Raw genomic sequence first — 16,840 nt, 5'->3', positions numbered from 1 at the left:
AGAATTCCCATGCTAGCCATGCGCCCCCTTGCCCTCGTGATCAGCACCAGCCTGGCGGCGGGATGCGCGGTCGGCCCGGATTACCATCGCCCGGACGCGCCACTGGCCGACCATTACCTCGGGCAGGCCGCCGTGGAGCGGCGAGCCGCGCCGGCACCCGCCAGTTTCGCCCGCTGGTGGGAGGGCTTCGGCGACGCCCAGCTGAGTGCGTTGATCGACCAAGCCCTGGCGCAGAACCTCGACATCGCCCAGGCCCGGGCCCGCGTCCTGCAAGCCCGCGCCGGCCTGGGCGCTGCCAATGCGGCGCTGCTTCCCTCGGCCACGGTCAACGGCCAGGCCGCACGTGCCTATCAATCGGTGGAAACGCCCTTGGGCCAGGTGTTGGACGCCACGCCCGGCTACGACCGCTATGGTAATAGCTACGAGGCCAACCTCGAAGCGAGCTGGGAGCTGGATGTATTTGGCGGGCTGCGCCGAGGCAGGGAAGCCGCCCTGGCGGATTACCAGGCATCCGAAGCCGGCGTCGTCGCCACCCGGCTGGCGGTCGCCGCGCAAACCGCCGACGTCTACACCAGCATCCGCGGCCTGCAGGCGCGGCTGGCGATTGCCGAGCAGCAGGTCGGCACCCAGCAGGCGTTGCTGGAGAAGGTGCGCCTGCTGCATGCGCGCGGCCTGGCCGCCGACTATCAGGTACAACAGACCGAGGGCGAGCTCTCGCAAGTAAGAGTCAGCGTGCCGGTCTTGCAGACGGGCCTCGATGCAGCCATGAACGCGATGGACGTGATGCTCGGCAGCGCGCCGGGCACCCATCGCGCCGAACTCGCCAACGCAGCCGCCATTCCACGCGCGCCGCAGCTCACCGCCACGGGCACACCTGCTGACCTGCTGCGCCGCCGGCCGGACCTGATCGCCGCAGAGCGCCGACTGGTCGCCGCCAATGCGCGTATCGGCGAGGCGATCAGCGAGTACTACCCGAAATTCTCACTCAGCGCCCTGCTCGGCAGTGCCACCACGCAAAGCGGCAACCTGTTCAGCGCTGGCGCCGCGCAATCGGCAGGCGTGCTGGGCCTGCGCTGGCGGCTGTTCGACTTCGGGCGTATCAACGCCCAGATCGACGGCGCCAAGGGCCGGGAAGCCGAAGCGCTCGCTGCCTATCGCCAGTCCGTGCTGATGGCCAGCGAGGATGTGGAGAATGCCTTCTCGGCGCTGGTCAACCGCGAAACCCAGGCGGCTACCCTGACGGCCGGCGAAACCTCCCTGGCAAGCGCCCGGCAGTCTTCATTCGTCGCCTATCAGAACGGCGCCGCCAGCCTGATCGACGTGCTCAACGCAGACCAGACCCTGTTGCGCGCGAGGGACGCTAGGGCCCAAGCCCAGATCGAATCCGCACGTGCAGGCATCGCAGCATACCGTGCTCTAGGAGGAGGCTGGAATTCCGAACAACTGGCACGTGACCGCGCTGTTGAAAGGTGAATACTTGGAGTCCGCTTTTGGCCGATTTCTGCCGGTTGTGATCGGCAGTCCGTGGCCGGAGGTCGCTCCTTACCTGATTGTAGGGTTCACTCAGCGCTGGGAACTATTCGGCTAGCGACGTTGTAATCTGGTTGACTCTGATTGCTTTCCACTCCAGATCATCATCGAGATGGGTAGGCTGGATGATCAAGGTGACAGCGCGCAGACTCATCATTGTCCAGCAGACGCTGTCGGGAGGCGAACGAGTTGTGGTGGAGGGCTGTGCATGCGGTTCGCCTCATATCGCTTCCCAATCTATTTGAGTACCCGGCGAGTGATTCTGCCCGTTTACTGTTGTTACAGGGACCATCTGCACTCTGGTGATCTACGCCAGTTCGCGTATGAGTTCCGGGTGCTTGCTCAGGATACGGATCAAGACGGTGGCCTGGTCGTTGGGCTTTGAGCGGTTCTGCTCCCAGTTCTTTAAGGTCGCAGGCTTGGCGTGAATGGCCTGCGCAAATACACCCTGGGACATCTGCAGCTTTTCGCGCAGAGCGACGATTTCCGCGCCCGTCGCGGGATCGATTGGCTTATATTCGACCTTGTGAGTACGCAGCGTACGCTTGCCTTCACGTGCTGCGGCCAAGTCGTCGAAGCCTTCGATCAGCTCGAAAAAAATATCGCGTTTGGTCATGGTGCTTGCCTCGCTTTCACTTCGCGCTCAAGGAGCGCTTTCAACTGCTTACGCTGATCACTGCTCAGGTCATCGAGTTCGTCTTTGTCATACAGGGTGAAGAGCCAGAACTGCAGACCGCTGTGCCAGTAGTAATAAATCACCCGAACGCCACCTCGCTTTCCCTTGCTGCGCCTAACTGATCCGAAGCGGACCTTCCTGAGCCCACCGCTGTTGGCGATGACCGCGCCTGCCTCTGGATTGGTCAAGAGCATCTGCTGGAATAGCGAGTATTCGCCGTCATCCAGGTGGGCTTTTCGGTTGCGCTCAAAGGGTGACAATTCAACGAACAATGCTTTCATATATGTGCGCTATCTGCGTATAGTTAATGGTGGCTGTGTTCTTGTCAAGAAATGAGCAGGTGGCCAGATATAGGAAATGCGGCAGCCTGGCTGAGCTGCCGCCAAGACGCTCTTCTGAAAGGCTCGCCGTGAAGGGGAGATCTAGTGATCTGGGCGATCAGGCGATTTCCTTCCGTGAAGTGTGATCCGGCAGCAACACCTGGGTTTCCGCCGGGCTCACCCGCACAATAAATCGCGCCAGTTGCTCGGCCGGCTCGCCTTCTCGCCTTACCATGTAGGTGGTTAGCATCGATGCGCAGCCGTCTAGCGTCCGGGCCACGACGTCCGGATTGTTGAGTTCGTTGATGCGCGCCAGACTGGAGAAGCCTAGCCCGTATCCCGCCGCCACCAGCGCCATCATCAGATCCAGGGTGGGAACGCGGTCGGCAATGGTCAGTCGCGTATCCACGGCGCCCAATACTCGCTGTAATTGTTGCCAGAATCCTTGGCAGACCTGTGGATCGCAGAGCACCAGCGGGTAGCGCACCACCTCATCGAGCGGTACGCGCCGGTAGCTAAGTAGCGGGTGGCGGGCAGGCACCGCCACAACTAGTGGATCGAACCAGACCGGCTCGGCCACCAGCCCTTCGCCGACCTCGTCCGATTGAGCGAGCCCGATGTCGTACAGGTCATCGTTCAGCCCTCTGACCTGTTCGCTGAAGGTGACCTCCGACAGACAGATCTCGACCTCGGGTTCTTCCTCGCGGCATTGGGCGAGCAGGGCGGCCAAGCGTGCCTGAGGTATACCGTCGGACAGCGCGACGCGAATGCGTCCACGGTAGCCGGCCGCTGCGCTCTTGACGCTGGCCTTGGCCTGATCGACCACAGCCATCACCCGACGCGCCTCTTCCAAGAGTACCTTGCCGGCCCAGGTCAGGCGCGTGCGCCGCGTGGTACGCTCGAACAGTTGCACGCCCAGGCGGTACTCCAGTTCCTTGATGATCCTCGACAGGGGCGACTGTTCGATATGCAGGCGCGCGGCAGCACGCGCGAAATGCAGTTCTTCTGCAACGGCAATGAAACAGCGAAGGTGGCGCAGTTCCACGGCCTTTCCTCCATCAGTTAGATGTTGAATTTAAGCGTCGACGTTAGGCCCGGCGACGCAGATTGATGATTTGCAGGAGAGCACCCAAGGCGGCCACACCCCCTGCGCTGGCAGCCAGTGTCCAGGTAGGCATTTGCAACAGCAGCACGAAACCGCCGGCCGCGGCACCGATAGCGCTGCCCAGGTAGAGCGCGGACTCGTTCAATGCGATGGCCAGGTTGCCGTCACCCTGGGCCTGGCGCGCCAGGATCAGCTCGTTGTTCTGTGGTACCTGCAACGCCCAGCCGACGGCTCCCCACAGGGCAATGGGCAGCATTACCAGCCAGGTGCTGAGGGCAGCCGCCAGCGGCAGCAAGAACAGCGACACGGCAAGGATGATCATGATGGCGAAGGTCAGCACCGGGCCCTTGATGCGATCCACCAGCGGGCCGATCAGGAAGCTGCCCAGCACCCCGCCGATACCCCAGACCCACAAGTAGGGGGTGACCGAGCGCACCCCGCCGTAGGCCGGATCAGCCAGCAGCGGAGCGATGAAGGTGTACATGCCCAGGCTGGCAATGGCGGCCAGCAGCGACACCAGCAGGATTACCAGCACATGGCTGTCGCTGAGGATCGCCAGTTTCTGGCCCAGCGTGGTGGCGGTGGCAGCGGGCAGGGAAGGGAGCTTCAGCAGCAGCCCGAAGAAGGCCGCCAGGCCGAGCAGGGTGACCAGCCAGAGGGCGGCCTGCCAGCCGAGCTGTTCGGCGATCAGCAGGCTGAGCGGAACGCCCAGCACCACGCCACTTGCCATGCCTCCCATGATGATGGCAATGGCCTTGCCACGGCGCTCCGGGCTCGAAACAGCGGCAGAAGCACCGATGCCCATTGCTAAGTAGACGCCTGCGCCGATGCCAGCGATGGCACGCCAGGCCATCAGCGCGGTAAAACTCTCGGCCAGCGCGCTGGCGGCGTTGGCGATGACGAACAGGCCCAGGGCCAGCAATAGGCCGGCGCGCTGGCGATGCGCTGGAGTCAGGGCGACGAAAATCGGTGAACCCAGGCCGTAGGCCAGGGTGAATGCGGTGACGAGTTGCGCCGCCACCGCGACGGACACGGCAAACGAGGCCTCGATCATCGGGATCAGGCCTGCGGTGACATAGGAGGCCATGCCAAGGGCGAACGCCCCCAGCGCTATGAGGTAGATAGGAGATTGGTTGGATGTGTGCATTCTCGGACTCGCTTGTGCTCCTCGGAGCGCTTGAGTGGTACAGCGAATAGGAGTGACCCGCACCGGGGCCACTCCCGGTTTGGGCTACAGCTCGAGACTGACGTCGTACTCGCTCAGCCAGGTGTTGAGGCCGACCGCCAGTTCCATGCCCATGCGTTCGTACATGGGCGAGACGCTGCCGAGCGGCTTAGCCAGGGTTTGATGGATACGGCCGCTGTCGAGCAGAGGCGTCACCGGCGCATTGCGATCCGCCTGAATGGCGGTCAGCGCATCACGCAGTGCCTGCTCGTAGGCCGGATCCTGCGTCGAGGGGTAGGGGCTCTTGACCCGCTCGCTGATCGATTCGGGTAGCAGGTCGCGGGTCGCCGCGCGGAGAATGCTTTTCTCCCGGCCATCAAAGGCCTTCATCGCCCAAGGAATGTTGAAGGCGTACTCAACTAGCCGGTGATCGCAGAAGGGCACCCGTACCTCTAGGCCAACCGCCATGCTCATTCGGTCCTTGCGATCGAGCAGGGTTTGGACGAAGCGTGTCAGGTTGACGTAGCTCATCTGCCGCATACGCTGGTCGACGGCGCTCTCACCGGGCAGCACCGGTGCTTCGCTAATGGCCTGGGCATAGCTGTCACGCAAGAAGGTCTGCATGTCGAGTTGGGCTAGCAGGCCAGGGTCGAACAGGGTCTTGCCGTCGAAGTACTTGCCTGTCACCGAGGTCAGCCAGGGGAAGGTATTGGCCTGAATGGCTTCAGGGTCGTGGAACCAGCGGTAGCCACCAAATACCTCGTCTGCGCTTTCACCAGAGAGCGCTACTGTCGAGTGCTTGCGCACTTCCTGGAACAGCCGGTAGAGCGATGGCCACATGTCGCCCCAGAAGGCCGGTGGCAGATCCAGTGCACGCACGATCTGCGCCCGCAGGACAGGATCAGCAAGCTCACGGCTATCGAGGACGATCTCCTGATGACTGGAGCGAATTTTCTCCACCAGATCTCGTACGAAAGGGGCATCTGGAGTACCGCGCACGGCATCGCCGGTGAAGCCGCTACCGTGGTCGACGAAGTCGACAGAAAAGGAGCGGATGTTCTCCTTGCCAGCGGCCAGCAATTTCTTCGAGGCCAGCGCGGTAATGATCGAAGAATCCAGTCCGCCGGAGAGCAGGCTGCACAACGGTACGTCAGCGACGATCTGGCGGTCGACGATATCTTCCAGCAGGTCACGGGTATGGCGGATTGTCTCGTCCAGCGTGTGTTCGTGCTCACGCGCCTCCAATTTCCAGTAGTGGCGGCGTCCCAAACCCCGGCGGTTGATACGCACAATCTCGCCCGGCATGACCTCGCGCATGCCTTCAAAAACGGCATGTCCCGGCGTCTTCACCATCTCAAGAATTTCGCGCAGACCATCGGCGCGCACTTTGCGTGGCACCAGCGTGTTAGCCAATAGCGCTTTGGGTTCGGACCCGAAAACTACGCCGTCAGCGGTGGGGTAGTAATACAGCGGCTTTACGCCCATTCGATCGCGAATCAGCAGAAGCTCTTGGGAACGCAGGTTCCAGATAGCGAAGGCATACATGCCGTTGAGCCGCTCGACGAAGGCTTCACCCCATTCGATATAAGCGCGCAACACCACTTCGGTGTCGCTGCGGGTTTCGAAGCGGTGGCCGAGTGTTTGCAATTCGGCGCGCAGCTCGCGGAAGTTGTAGACCTCCCCGCTGTAGGTGATGGCGGCAAGCTCGAGCGGCCCACCATGTTTTGCGATCATCGGTTGGCGACCGCCCTCGAGGTCGATGATCGACAGGCGCCGATGGCCCAAGCCAACGGGGCCATCAATCCACAGACCGCCCGCGTCGGGGCCTCGCAGTGCCATCGTGTCGGTCATGCGCTGCAGGGTTTCGCGTTGCGTTTCCAGGTTCTGGCTGTAGGACAGCCATCCAGCGATTCCACACATAGTCCTTCTCCTTGTGATTGAGTTACCCGAGGCTTTCCAGATCGCTGTCCTCGGCCAGCAGTACGCGCGTCTCGCCATGGACGTAGCGCGCCGGAGCTGGGGTTTGGGCATGGGTTTCCAGGTTGTTGAGCAGGCGCTGCAAGGCCACAGCGGTATCCAGGCCGGCGAATGGCTGGGGTGGCGATTCTCTAAGAGCCACAGCGCGCACCACATGTCGGCACAGACGAGACAGCTTGTGCACGGCGTCCAGGCCAGGTTCGTCTGGGGCCGTGGCGAACTCGTGGAGCAGCTCCTCGCTGCCGTTGGCACCGCGCGTCCAGATGCGCAGTTGGTCGTGATCCCAGCGCGGCGTATCGAATACCAAGCGCGCATGGATCAGCCGGGCATCGCGGTCGACGAAGCTGAAATCCACGGTGCGCTGGCGCACGATGTTGACGAAGCTGGCGTAACCGGTGACGCGCGCCTCGCCCAGGCTGGCGGTGAGCTGAACGGTGTCAAGCACCTCTGCGCCGGAGATAGAGAAATCCGAACGAACGCCCAGTACGCCATCGAGGCGGAGTTGGCCTGCACGTGGGCAGATCCAGCCGAGTAGATCCAGGGCGTGGATCACCTCGCTGGTCACGCCGCAGGTGGGTCGGTAGTCGTTGATGCGATCCTTGCCCCAGTGGAAGCTGGCGCGTACCAACTGCCACTCATGACGCTCGACCAAGTCCCGTAGTTGCCGGGTTACGTCCGAGTAGCGCTCAACCAGATCCAGGGCAAAGCCACTGACTTGCCCTAGTGCGCCGAGCAGTTCGTCCAAGTCGTCACCGGGCGTGACTAGTGGCTTTTCGCAGAGCACGAAACCCCGGTAGGCGGCGAGCTGCTTGAGCACAGGCGCATGGTTGTGGTCGTTGACGCTGACCACCACGATGTCCGGCTCAAATACCTGTAGCGCTCGCTCGACGTGGTCGAAGTAGGGCAGTTCGGTCGTTTTCCGCCGGCGCCCGACATAGGCCAGCGTTATGGGGATCCCAGTGCTTGTGGCGATATGCTCGAAGGCACGGAGGTAGCGCTTGCCGGCGTAGCCCAGACCGATGATCAGGATCTTCATGCCGAGGCCTCCTGACGGATCAGCAGGCACTCGTCGCTGACGGCGAAGCCCAGGCCCTGGTAAAGCGTGCCGGCCGCCGCAGTGCTCTGCAGCACCACGCAGCCGACGCCTCGGTTGGCGAACCAGCGCAGCAGGTGCTGCATCAGATGCCGGGCGATGCCGCGGCCCCGCCACTGCGGCTCCACCACCACCGATTGCACCCAGCCGGACAGGCCATTGAGGTAGCCCGGTGCAGGCGCACGCTGGTCGATAATGGCGGTCGCACAGCCCAGCACCTGACTGGATTCCTTGTGCTCGGCGGCGAGGATCTGCACGCAGTCACTGTCGTTCAGGCGGCTGCCCAGCCAGGTGCGGTAGGCCGCCCGCCAGCGCGCCGCGTCTTCTGGTGTCTTGCTCGAATAGCTGGCGTTGGTGCCGTCCAGCAGATACGCGCGCAGTTCAACCAAACTGACCAGGTCGGCCTGGGTGGCCGGACGTACCGTGAAGAAGGACTGTTCCATCTCAGGCCACCTCCGCAGCAAACACCTCGGATGCCAATGGGATGCTGAAATAGTCGAAGGTCTCGCGCAGCGACACCGCCAGATGTTCGATCTGCGCATCGTTGTGGTTCGGCGTGGCGTTGACGCGGAAGCGCTCTGTCCCTACCGGCACGGATGGATAGTTGATTGGCTGCAGGTACACACCATGGTGGTGGAGCAGCCGATCTGCCGCCGCCTTGCAGCGCTTAGCTTCGCCAACCAGTACCGGCAGCACATGAGTTTGTGAGCAGGGCATCACCGGTACGTCGTGATGCTTGAGGCGTTCGCGCAGCTTGCTCGTCTGGCGATGCAGACCATTACGCTCTTTGTCGTTCGCCTTGAGGTGTTCGACGCTGGCCAGGCATCCGGCAGTGACTGCCGGTGGCAGCGAGGTCGTGAAGATGAAACCGGTGGCAAAGGATCGCACCGCATCAACGATTACCTGAGTCGAGGCGATGTAGCCCCCGATAACGCCGATGGCCTTGGCCATGGTGCCCTGGATGATATCTACCTGATCGGCGACGCCCAGTTCTGCGGCGATACCAGCGCCTCGGGGGCCGTACATGCCCACCGCATGCACTTCGTCCAGATAGGTGAGGGCGTTATAGCGCTTGGCGACAGCAACAATTTCAGCGATAGGCGCGATATCGCCATCCATTGAGTATATCGACTCGAAGACCACGATCTTCGGTTGGCCAAGCGGATAGCTGGCTAGGATCTGCTCCAGGTCTTCCATGTCGTTGTGGCGGAAGATCTTGCGCTCGTTGGGCGTCGAGCGGATGCCGTTCACGATGGAGGCATGGTTCAGCTCATCGCTGATTACTACGCAATCGGGGATGCGTCGCAGCAGGCACTGAAGAGTGGCATCGTTGGAGCCAAAACCAGTGGGAAATACCAACGCCGCTTCCTTGCCGTGCCATTCGGCAAGAGAGGCTTCCAGCTCTGCGTATACCTCGTGTGATCCACCGATATTGCGCGAGCCGCCGGAGCCCGCACCGTAGGCATCCAACGCCTCGTGCATTCGCTGACGCACAGCGGGATGTTGCGACATACCGAGGTAGTCATTGCTGCACCAGACCACCACCGGGTTCTCTTCGCGACCATCCAATTTGGCCAGAGGATATTGGCCGCACATGCGGCTCAGGGTGGTGAAAGTGCGGTATTGGTTGGAGGACTTCAATGTCTCCAGTTGTTCTCGAAGAAGTGCTTGATACATCCGTTTATCTCCTTAGCGAGTTGATGACACGTCTCTGTGTGCTTTCCTCATCAAGCAAGAGCCTGGTAGGGGCAATTCCCTCCAAGCCGGGCTATTCTTAGCGGGATTTATGGGGGTTACAATTTGACTGTTTATCCTATTACTGGAGGTAACCGGATGAGCGCGCCTCGCACTGCTGAACGCACTCGAATAGAACTGGCCGAATTCCTGCGCAGTCGCCGTCAACGTATTTCGCCGGAGGAGGTGGGCCTGCCCGCCGGTAGTCGGCGGCGCACGCCTGGGCTCCGACGCGAGGAGGTCGCGGCATTGGCTGGGGTGGGTTTGTCTTGGTACACATGGCTGGAGCAAGGTCGGGACATCAGTGTCTCGGCAACCTTCCTCGACAACCTTTCGCGCGCGCTCAAGCTGGATGCCACCGAGCGCCGCCACCTGTTCCTGCTCGCTCACCAGCGTCTGCCGCCAGAGCCGGGCAAGACGTGGTGCATAGTGCCTGCGCTGATTCACCGGCTTATGGGTGACCTGCCGTCACGTCCGGCCTACGTGCTCAACCTGCGCTGGGATGTGCTCGCTTGGAACGCCGCAGCGGATCGGGTTTTCGGCTTCTCCGCGTTGCCGGCGGATCGCCGCAACATGCTCTGGATGCTCTTCACAAGCCCCGCTATGCGAGAGCTGTTCAATCCCTGGAGTGAGCAGGCGCTGCAGATACTCTCCAGCTTCCGTCGTGACTTTGTGCGTGCCACCCAGGATCCTGATATCGCTGCTCTGGTGAAGGACTTGGAGAAGGCGTCGCCCGATTTCAGAGAATGGTGGCGGCAGCAGGACATCCATGGCCCGTGCCAGGGAATACGCCACCTTGAGGTCGATGCGGTGGGACACGTGGTGTTCGAACACACCACGTTAACCATCGATGAGGATCGCCATCTGCGCTTGGTCTACTACGCGGCCAAGGAAGGCTTACCGCAGAGCCAAGCCTTCGAACAGTGGCTGCAGCAAGAACCGGCGCAGGTTTAACGCCCGGTGCCGATTGCTCAACCAATCGAAGGCCCACGCTGGCGGCCTAGTTGCCACGAGACGCTGTTGCCTTGAATCACTGCCGACACGCTTTGCCCGAGCTTCCGCTCGATCACCGGCTTCCACGGCACCAGGCTGAAGCCGATGCCATCATCGAGCAGGGCATAACGGCCGCTGGCCAGTTGCATGCTGCGTCGGTAGATCCCACTGACGCGTTGGCCCTCGACCGCAGGGCGGTACTGCATACCCGTCTGCGCCGAGATCTCACGTGCCGTTGCCGTCAGCTCCCTGACGCGCAATGTGGCCAGCAGGTTGCGTGAAAGTACCACGCGTTGGCCCTGGCGTTCGGCGAGGCCCTGTTCCACCAGAAAGTCCGCGCGCTGCCGCAACGCTTCGCGCACTTCCTTGCCGAAGCCCGTGCCGACCAGCTCGCGGTTGCCACCGATCAGCTGTTGGTCCAGCCAGGTCGCGCCGACGGCGCGCACCTGCTGCTCAAGGGACAGCGGCGTGCGCACCTCGACAGCGACGTCGCCCAAGCGGCGAGCATCATGTTGTCGACCTTGCTCGTGTAGATCGGCGGGGATCCGCCAGACACCCTCTGCCAACCGTTCGACGATACCGGCCCGGCGGAGGGCTTCCAGACGCCGAACGTGGCGCTCGACCAATGCCTCGCGATCCTGTCCTTCGACTGATTGTGATCGTGCCAGGGCCAGGTGATGATCGGTGCGATACAGACCATCTGCAGCCAGCGCGGTAATCGACCGATCCACCGCGCGCGGCTCGCTCAGGCTGTGCGTTTCCACCAGGCCGCCGATTGGGTAGTCGGCCAGTTCCGCGCGGGCAGGCAAGGCCAGGTAGTGGGCCTTGCCGTCGAGTCCGTCGACCACCAGATAACCGCGGTCGTTGAGCTCGTCGGCTAGGCCTTTGGCTACGATCCTACCAATCACAACAGAACCATCCTTGCCCGGCTCGTATACCGCCAGCTCGCGTTGCACGCTACCAATGGCCCGCTGCATCGTGCGCACGATATCGCCGCGCTCACCCATGGCGCGCAGGGTCACCTCGACGTCGTCACGTAGGATCCATTGTCCTGGCCGAACTTCATGTGCGAGTTCAAGCTTCTGCAATTGCTGCAGGCGGCCGATCAGCAACTGCCGGCGCGGATGGTTGGCGAGCAATTTCAGGCTGAGCACGCTAGCTTTGCGTTCGCGCAACAAGGTGCGATCCAGAGTGGTGAAACGCTCCTGCTGCACCTCGCGCTGCAGACTCTGCTGGATCTCCAATTCAGTACGCGGGCCGAGCCATTCGGTGGCCAGCTCCGAGGCGCGGTTGCGCATGCCATCGGCGATGTAGTCACGAGCGATCACCAGGTCCTTGCCGGTGTCGCCCTTGCCGCGCAGGACGATGTGGATGTGCGGGTTGTCGGTGTTCCAGTGGTCGACCGCCACCCAGTCGAGGCGGGTGCCGAGGTCGGCCTCCATCCGGCTCATCAGATGGCGGGTGTAGGTGCGCAAGTCGTCGAGTTGCTCGGCATCCTCGGGCGAGACGATAAAGCGAAACTGGTGACGGTCGTCCCGGCCACGCTCCTCGAACGCATTGAGGTCGGCCTGGTCGGTCAATGGTCCGTAGGCCTTGCCCGGATCGCCCTCGCGACTGACGCCGTCGCGCTCGATGTAGCGCAGATGGCTGAGCGTCGAGCGCTTGCCCGCCTGGCGCAGGTTTACCAAGCGCGTCTTGATGGTGACGCGACGGGCGTTGGACGGCAGTTTCTGCGCGCTGAAGCGAGCAGCGACATGCCCGCGGCCGAGACGGGCACCGGGCTGGTGTCCCGCCTTGCGCGGCTTGCCCGTGCCGGCCTTGTTGGCCTGACGCAGCACCTGGTTGACGAAGGCTTGGCCGCGTTGTTGCGGCTTACCCGGCTGCGGGCGAAAGCGCAGTTCGTCGTCATGACGACTTCCTTTGCTCATGCTTAGACTCCTCCAGGTTGATCGTGGTAGGGCGTATCAGGCACGCTTCATGGCCAGCACAACTGCGGGTCGAACACAGTTTCGGCACCTGGCTATCCCGGCGCTGTGTCGCCGCCAACCCCCGTGCAGACTGCTTTCCGGGCCAACGAAGTGCCGCCCCCTTTTATCTTGCCCTCAGTTTTCTCCGTGCCTTTTGCGTTCAGTAATGGGTAAACAGGGTGTGGGTTCGCTACGGGCGGGCCAGTTGCGTGTCCCAAGTGAGGGCGGTGGAGACAGCAACAGGTGGCCCGCGGCTATAGTTGCTGACCGCAGCCGTTCTGCAGCTGAGCTGAAATTGCGATGATGTAGTCATGGGCGTGCCTCCACCCACAATGGCCGCGCCTGACCTATCACCGAGTCGACAGGCACAGGGCCGAAGTACCGACTGTCGAAGGACTCCGGATTGGCGGTGCTGAGTAGAAAGAGTTCGCCGTCATCCAGCTGTCGGCAGCCACTCCACTGGGGTAGAACGCGGCCTTCCCGATCAACTCGCGAGCGAATGGCGACAGGTTCACTGTCGACGACAATCAAGCTGCTCAGCATGCATACATGTTGGGGAGCAATTGCTGCCACAGTCTTCAGCAACGGGACGTTCGCAGGCAGGTAGCCGCGTTGCGCCGCGAACGTCCTGGCCTCGTAAGGCAAGTTGATCAGCACTGTGTCGCCTGGGCGCAATGAACGAGGCGTCTCGATGTGGTACCAGCCTATGGGTAGGCTGTCTGAGGCGTTGTAAACCAGCCGCGGCATGGGTGTGTAATTGGCCGTCCAAGTCAGTGCGAACAAGCTGCCTGCTATCAGTGCCAATGGTCGTCGACGACGGTACGCGGTAGCTGTCATGGCGAGACCTCCGGGAACTCTCGCTCAAGCAACTCACGCAGCATCTGAGCCATCGTTATACCGCGCTCGATGGCGGCTAGCTTGATTCGCGTGCGTAGTGCTGGCGTCACATCCAGCGTCATACGTGCGGTTTGGCGATCACCTTCTTGGCGTACTGCATCAACGCGCTGCTGTATCCAGGCTTCGGCTCGCGGATCGGCCACTGGGCGTGCCCCAATTCCTACGCGCTTGCTGCTCATGAAGACCACCGCAGAAGCTCATCGACCAGATTGCTGACCTCGCGTGCCGCAGCGCTGTCGGGTGCCAGCTCCCGTGCCAGGCGACCGGCAGCTACGCTCTCGGCAAACACGATTCGCTGGCGCACTTCGCTATGCAGAGCCGGCACCGGTTGGTCCGCCAATGCAGCGCGTGCTTCGCGACCGATGATCGTGGTGCTGACCCGCCGGTTGATTGCAAACGCCGCACGCATCGATGGTTTGAATACCTGCGCTTCGCGAATCAGGCTGACCATTTCCGAACTGGCCCATAGGTCGTAGGGACTCGGTTGAACAGGGATCAATACACGGTCGGCAGCGAGCAATGCAGAGCGGGCAAGGGCAGCGATGCGAGGAGGTCCATCGATGATGACGTGGTCGGCACGAAGGGCCAGCTCCGGTGCTTCCTGATGCAGCGTTTCGCGTGCAAGACCGACCGCACTAAACAGTCTCGGCAAGCCTTGCTGGCTGCGCCGCTGCGCCCAGTCCAAGGCAGAGCCTTGTGGGTCGGCATCAAGCAGGACGACTTTTCGTCCTCGTACAGCCAGCTCGCCGGCGATATGGGTGGCCAGGGTGGTCTTCCCCACTCCACCTTTCTGATTGAGCAGGGCGATGATCATGACCAGACGCCTCCCGCAGACTCCTCGCGATCAGCGTCTGTGCACAAATGCCCGGCGCCCCAATAACAAGTTAGAGCTTTTAAGTTAGTTAAGTTAAGGGGGGCGCTAGGCCGCGTCCTGCGTGGCCTGCAGAGGTGAAGATGCGCCTGATAGCACGATAGTCTTGCGCCTGATAGCACGAGCCCAGTTGCGCCTGATAGCACGACAGAACTCACAGCTTTTCCAGAAAATATCCACGTGCCGTCTACGGCACCGGCTTGAACGCGAGCAGCTCCGTTGAGGGGGAGAAACGGACGAGCTCCAAGTAATAGCCGGGCATCGACTGTCGAGAAACCAATGCCCGCAGATCGCCGGCAAAATCCGAATAACGCGCCATGCTTCCTGATTTGCGGTACAGGTGGCGCAGGTCGAACTGCCAGCCGTCTTTCTGCCTGCCGCCGTGTTTGCGGATGAGTCGATATAACCAGCGCTCCAGGCCGCCGGTGAGGCGGAAGTAAGCCGGATCGATGGTGAGTACCAGGGACTGCTCCAGCACCCCACAGTAGAACCAGTCTGCAAGGATCAGCTCGATACCCTCCGGTCGTCCGTCGGGCGCTGCCAGCTCCTTCCATTCGTTGATCCAAGAGAATCGGTGCAGACGTCTGCCTGTCGTTTCTCGTATCGAGGTGGCTACGCTGGTCGATTGCAGTCGATCCAAGGCCGCTTTCAGACGCTGGTAGTCGCGAGTCGAGGTGCCGCGACCGATGAACCGCAGTATCTGATAGGGCGTTGCACGCATGAGTCGAGAAGTCGGAATGCTCGAGTCGCGCGCCTCGACAATTTGGCTGGCGGCCCAGATCAGGATATCGGCATCCCAGATCGTGGCGATGCCGTGCGCGTGAGTACCCTCTACACGCACCGTCACGTCGCCGGAGCGAAAGTCGATCGGCACCGTGCGCCGTGACTTGGCCAGGGAGAAGAAGGGATGTGCCATCAGATCCTGTGCATCGCGCGGAGCCATATCCCCGGGTAGAGCCCGAAACAGGTCCAGTTGCTCGCTTTCTCCCGACTTCTCCTGCACGCGGCGATTCATGGAAAACTGCTTTATTGATCATCGCGGTTTGCTCCTGAGTGGCGGTCGACATATTCAGGATCGAACGTGGTCTCGAAGCTGCGCTCACCGGCCCACGCTTCCAGGTCAGCAAGGGCGTACATCACGCGTCGGCCGAACTTGTGAAAGCGCGGCCCCCCACCAATCACGCGATGCTTCTCGAGCGTCCGTGGTGAGAGCCGCAGGTAAGAGGCTGCTTCGCTGTTGGTGAGGTAGCGAGGGGCAGGGCAGGCCTGCGGCACGTACGCCTCGCCAGCGCCCTCCACAGGCCGCATGGCGTGCGCCGTTGGCCCTGCCTTGCGGTGCAGCGGGGAGTCGAGATCGATGCACCGCGGCTGACGGGAAAGATCGATTGAATGCGACATGGTGTGTCCTCCGTTGACGTGGGAGGTGCACCGTGCGGCAGCAATCGCATCCGATCATGCCGGGTTGGGTCTGGGCGAATACGCAGGCAGGAGGGGCGAGGATTGATACCGGGACGGTCTGGACGTTGACCGAGTACGCCCATCCACGCGCGTCACCGGTCATGGTGCCCGGCACGCCAAGCTCCGCACGCGTAGCCCCATGGATATACGGATCTGTGGCTTTCCACAAAACCGGAAAACCGCATCTGCGTATTTCCGTAAATCCGTAAAAATCGTAAATCCGCTTCCCCACCAATCCGTAAATCCGTGGATACAGATCGACGGATTTGGGCAAAACCGTAAGACCGTAACGGTCTCAATCAACTGGCAGCATAACGTGGTTGCTCCAGGCTGATCGCCGGGGGCGCGCACCCGTGCATCAATCGTCCGGGTGGGGCGCGCGGGTGGCCCTCAGGACAGGGGCGCAAAAAACAGGCACCGGCTCGCCCCGGTGCCTTCCGCTGGGTTAGCGATTCCAGAACACGTGCACCTGCTCGAAGCCGGTCTCCAGGGTGAACAGGTCGCCGCCGTACTCCATGTCACGGGCCATGGCGCGGTAGTCGATGTATATGGCCAGATGCTGCGGAATGCTGCTGGTTTCCTCGGTCAACTCCTGAGCGTAGTCGGCCAGCGAGCTGTAGCAGCCGCAATAGTCTTCCTCGGCCGCCTTGCGCGCCTGCTCCAGGTCGTTGAAATGCGCGAGCAGCGCGCCGCCGAACTCGGGGTATTCCTCGATAAAACACGCAATCTCATGGGCGCTCTCGAGGCTTTGGTACTCACCGAGGCGGTAGCCGTCGAAGCCCTCGAAGTCATGGATGGCGTACTCCTCCGCACCCTCGACCGGCGAGGCCGCCAGCATGGCGTCGACCTGTTCCTGGATGTCGTTCAGCTCCAGGGTGGCATCGATCCAGACGCCATGCAGGTGACCCGCGTTGTAGGCGGCTAGGTCGGCAACGTAGATCCTGATTTCTTCGCTCATGGCTTTCGCTCCTTCATCTTCAGGGTTCTGCGCTTGCGCTGCGCATGAACCCCTGCCGACTAGGGCGACTAAGGCGGTCGTGAAAAAATCAGGAAA

General features: G+C 62.0%; 17 protein-coding genes. 2 read left to right on the top strand and 15 right to left on the bottom strand.

Going from position 1 to position 16,840, the window contains the following annotated elements; translation table 11 throughout:
• Positions 1-9 precede the first annotated feature (9 nt).
• Complete coding sequence (locus BVH01_RS23060; RefSeq protein WP_075932547.1) at positions 10-1,473, top strand: efflux transporter outer membrane subunit; 1,464 nt, start codon at positions 10-12, stop codon at positions 1,471-1,473.
• Positions 1,474-1,837: 364 nt separating this feature from the next.
• Here BVH01_RS23060 and BVH01_RS23055 read toward each other — a convergent pair whose 3' ends face one another.
• From BVH01_RS23055 to hemA, 8 genes are all read right to left on the bottom strand, one after another.
• Positions 1,838-2,146: a DNA-binding transcriptional regulator gene (locus BVH01_RS23055; protein ID WP_075932546.1), complete on the bottom strand. Its 309-nt coding sequence runs from the start codon at positions 2,144-2,146 to the stop codon at positions 1,838-1,840.
• Entirely contained in the window at positions 2,143-2,487 is a 345-nt protein-coding gene (locus BVH01_RS23050; protein WP_075932545.1) for a toxin, read from the bottom strand. Before BVH01_RS23050 ends, BVH01_RS23055 begins: the two co-directional genes overlap by 4 nt.
• 157 nt (positions 2,488-2,644) lie before the next feature.
• Entirely contained in the window at positions 2,645-3,571 is a 927-nt protein-coding gene (locus BVH01_RS23045) for a LysR family transcriptional regulator (RefSeq protein WP_075932544.1), read from the bottom strand.
• A 43-nt stretch (positions 3,572-3,614) separates the two neighbouring features.
• Complete coding sequence (locus tag BVH01_RS23040) at positions 3,615-4,778, bottom strand: MFS transporter (protein ID WP_075932543.1); 1,164 nt, start codon at positions 4,776-4,778, stop codon at positions 3,615-3,617.
• Between the two features lie 84 nt (positions 4,779-4,862).
• The gene (gene asnB, locus BVH01_RS23035; RefSeq protein ID WP_075932542.1) at positions 4,863-6,716 is read right to left on the bottom strand and encodes an asparagine synthase (glutamine-hydrolyzing); all 1,854 of its coding nucleotides are present in this window, start codon (positions 6,714-6,716) and stop codon (positions 4,863-4,865) included.
• Positions 6,717-6,738: 22 nt separating this feature from the next.
• Positions 6,739-7,809 carry a Gfo/Idh/MocA family oxidoreductase gene (locus tag BVH01_RS23030; RefSeq protein ID WP_075932541.1) on the bottom strand — a complete coding sequence of 357 codons (1,071 nt, stop codon included), beginning with the start codon at positions 7,807-7,809 and terminating at the stop codon, positions 6,739-6,741.
• A complete protein-coding gene (locus BVH01_RS23025) occupies positions 7,806-8,309 on the bottom strand; it encodes a GNAT family N-acetyltransferase (RefSeq protein ID WP_075932540.1) in 504 nt (167 codons plus the stop codon). The genes BVH01_RS23030 and BVH01_RS23025 overlap by 4 nt, the downstream gene beginning before the upstream one ends.
• Before the next feature lies 1 nt (position 8,310).
• A complete protein-coding gene (gene hemA, locus BVH01_RS23020) occupies positions 8,311-9,543 on the bottom strand; it encodes a 5-aminolevulinate synthase (protein ID WP_075932539.1) in 1,233 nt (410 codons plus the stop codon).
• 156 nt (positions 9,544-9,699) lie between these two features.
• Here hemA and BVH01_RS23015 point away from each other — a divergent pair, with 156 nt between their 5' ends.
• The gene (locus BVH01_RS23015) at positions 9,700-10,554 is read left to right on the top strand and encodes a helix-turn-helix transcriptional regulator (RefSeq protein ID WP_075932538.1); all 855 of its coding nucleotides are present in this window, start codon (positions 9,700-9,702) and stop codon (positions 10,552-10,554) included.
• A 17-nt stretch (positions 10,555-10,571) separates the two neighbouring features.
• On the opposite strand, the gene BVH01_RS23010 is transcribed toward BVH01_RS23015, so the two are convergent.
• The 7 genes from BVH01_RS23010 to BVH01_RS22980 all read right to left on the bottom strand — a co-directional run bounded on the left by BVH01_RS23010 (position 10,572) and on the right by BVH01_RS22980 (position 16,744).
• Positions 10,572-12,521: a relaxase/mobilization nuclease and DUF3363 domain-containing protein gene (locus BVH01_RS23010; RefSeq protein ID WP_075932537.1), complete on the bottom strand. Its 1,950-nt coding sequence runs from the start codon at positions 12,519-12,521 to the stop codon at positions 10,572-10,574.
• A gap of 348 nt (positions 12,522-12,869) precedes the next feature.
• Positions 12,870-13,397, bottom strand: a complete 528-nt coding sequence (locus tag BVH01_RS23005; protein WP_075932536.1) for a S26 family signal peptidase — start codon at positions 13,395-13,397, stop codon at positions 12,870-12,872.
• Positions 13,394-13,636 (bottom strand): hypothetical protein, encoded by a 243-nt coding sequence (locus tag BVH01_RS23000; RefSeq protein ID WP_075932633.1) that lies wholly within the window; start codon positions 13,634-13,636, stop codon positions 13,394-13,396. The genes BVH01_RS23005 and BVH01_RS23000 overlap by 4 nt, the downstream gene beginning before the upstream one ends.
• On the bottom strand, positions 13,633-14,271 hold the full coding sequence (parA, locus tag BVH01_RS22995; protein ID WP_075932535.1) for a ParA family partition ATPase: 639 nt from the start codon (positions 14,269-14,271) through the stop codon (positions 13,633-13,635). The genes BVH01_RS23000 and parA overlap by 4 nt, the downstream gene beginning before the upstream one ends.
• A 244-nt stretch (positions 14,272-14,515) precedes the next feature.
• Positions 14,516-15,343: a replication initiator protein A gene (locus BVH01_RS22990; protein ID WP_075932534.1), complete on the bottom strand. Its 828-nt coding sequence runs from the start codon at positions 15,341-15,343 to the stop codon at positions 14,516-14,518.
• 11 nt (positions 15,344-15,354) lie between these two features.
• Positions 15,355-15,636, bottom strand: a complete 282-nt coding sequence (locus tag BVH01_RS22985; RefSeq protein WP_139317905.1) for an AlpA family transcriptional regulator — start codon at positions 15,634-15,636, stop codon at positions 15,355-15,357.
• Between the two features lie 595 nt (positions 15,637-16,231).
• The gene (locus BVH01_RS22980) at positions 16,232-16,744 is read right to left on the bottom strand and encodes an antirestriction protein ArdA (RefSeq protein ID WP_075932532.1); all 513 of its coding nucleotides are present in this window, start codon (positions 16,742-16,744) and stop codon (positions 16,232-16,234) included.
• Positions 16,745-16,840: the final 96 nt, after the last annotated feature.

Source organism: Pseudomonas sp. PA1(2017), assembly GCF_001945375.1.
In the GTDB taxonomy this organism is placed as follows: Bacteria; Pseudomonadota; Gammaproteobacteria; order Pseudomonadales; family Pseudomonadaceae; genus Aquipseudomonas.
The sequence above is the reverse complement of the archived record's forward strand: the minus strand, read 5'-3'. Positions and strand labels throughout refer to the sequence as shown.

What these genes read in the sequence shown, in the direction of transcription:
- asnB (WP_075932542.1), bottom strand. Translation starts at nt 6,716, where the DNA reads ATGTGTGGAATCGCTGGATGGCTGTCCTACAGCCAGAACCTGGAAACG.
- BVH01_RS23005 (WP_075932536.1), bottom strand. Translation starts at nt 13,397, where the DNA reads ATGACAGCTACCGCGTACCGTCGTCGACGACCATTGGCACTGATAGCA.
- hemA (WP_075932539.1), bottom strand. Translation starts at nt 9,543, where the DNA reads ATGTATCAAGCACTTCTTCGAGAACAACTGGAGACATTGAAGTCCTCC.
- BVH01_RS23015 (WP_075932538.1), top strand. Translation starts at nt 9,700, where the DNA reads ATGAGCGCGCCTCGCACTGCTGAACGCACTCGAATAGAACTGGCCGAA.
- BVH01_RS22985 (WP_139317905.1), bottom strand. Translation starts at nt 15,636, where the DNA reads ATGCGGCCTGTGGAGGGCGCTGGCGAGGCGTACGTGCCGCAGGCCTGC.
- BVH01_RS23055 (WP_075932546.1), bottom strand. Translation starts at nt 2,146, where the DNA reads ATGACCAAACGCGATATTTTTTTCGAGCTGATCGAAGGCTTCGACGAC.
- BVH01_RS23050 (WP_075932545.1), bottom strand. Translation starts at nt 2,487, where the DNA reads ATGAAAGCATTGTTCGTTGAATTGTCACCCTTTGAGCGCAACCGAAAA.
- BVH01_RS23060 (WP_075932547.1), top strand. Translation starts at nt 10, where the DNA reads ATGCTAGCCATGCGCCCCCTTGCCCTCGTGATCAGCACCAGCCTGGCG.
- BVH01_RS23025 (WP_075932540.1), bottom strand. Translation starts at nt 8,309, where the DNA reads ATGGAACAGTCCTTCTTCACGGTACGTCCGGCCACCCAGGCCGACCTG.
- BVH01_RS23000 (WP_075932633.1), bottom strand. Translation starts at nt 13,636, where the DNA reads ATGAGCAGCAAGCGCGTAGGAATTGGGGCACGCCCAGTGGCCGATCCG.
- BVH01_RS23030 (WP_075932541.1), bottom strand. Translation starts at nt 7,809, where the DNA reads ATGAAGATCCTGATCATCGGTCTGGGCTACGCCGGCAAGCGCTACCTC.
- BVH01_RS23010 (WP_075932537.1), bottom strand. Translation starts at nt 12,521, where the DNA reads ATGAGCAAAGGAAGTCGTCATGACGACGAACTGCGCTTTCGCCCGCAG.
- BVH01_RS22990 (WP_075932534.1), bottom strand. Translation starts at nt 15,343, where the DNA reads ATGAATCGCCGCGTGCAGGAGAAGTCGGGAGAAAGCGAGCAACTGGAC.
- BVH01_RS23040 (WP_075932543.1), bottom strand. Translation starts at nt 4,778, where the DNA reads ATGCACACATCCAACCAATCTCCTATCTACCTCATAGCGCTGGGGGCG.
- BVH01_RS22980 (WP_075932532.1), bottom strand. Translation starts at nt 16,744, where the DNA reads ATGAGCGAAGAAATCAGGATCTACGTTGCCGACCTAGCCGCCTACAAC.
- parA (WP_075932535.1), bottom strand. Translation starts at nt 14,271, where the DNA reads ATGATCATCGCCCTGCTCAATCAGAAAGGTGGAGTGGGGAAGACCACC.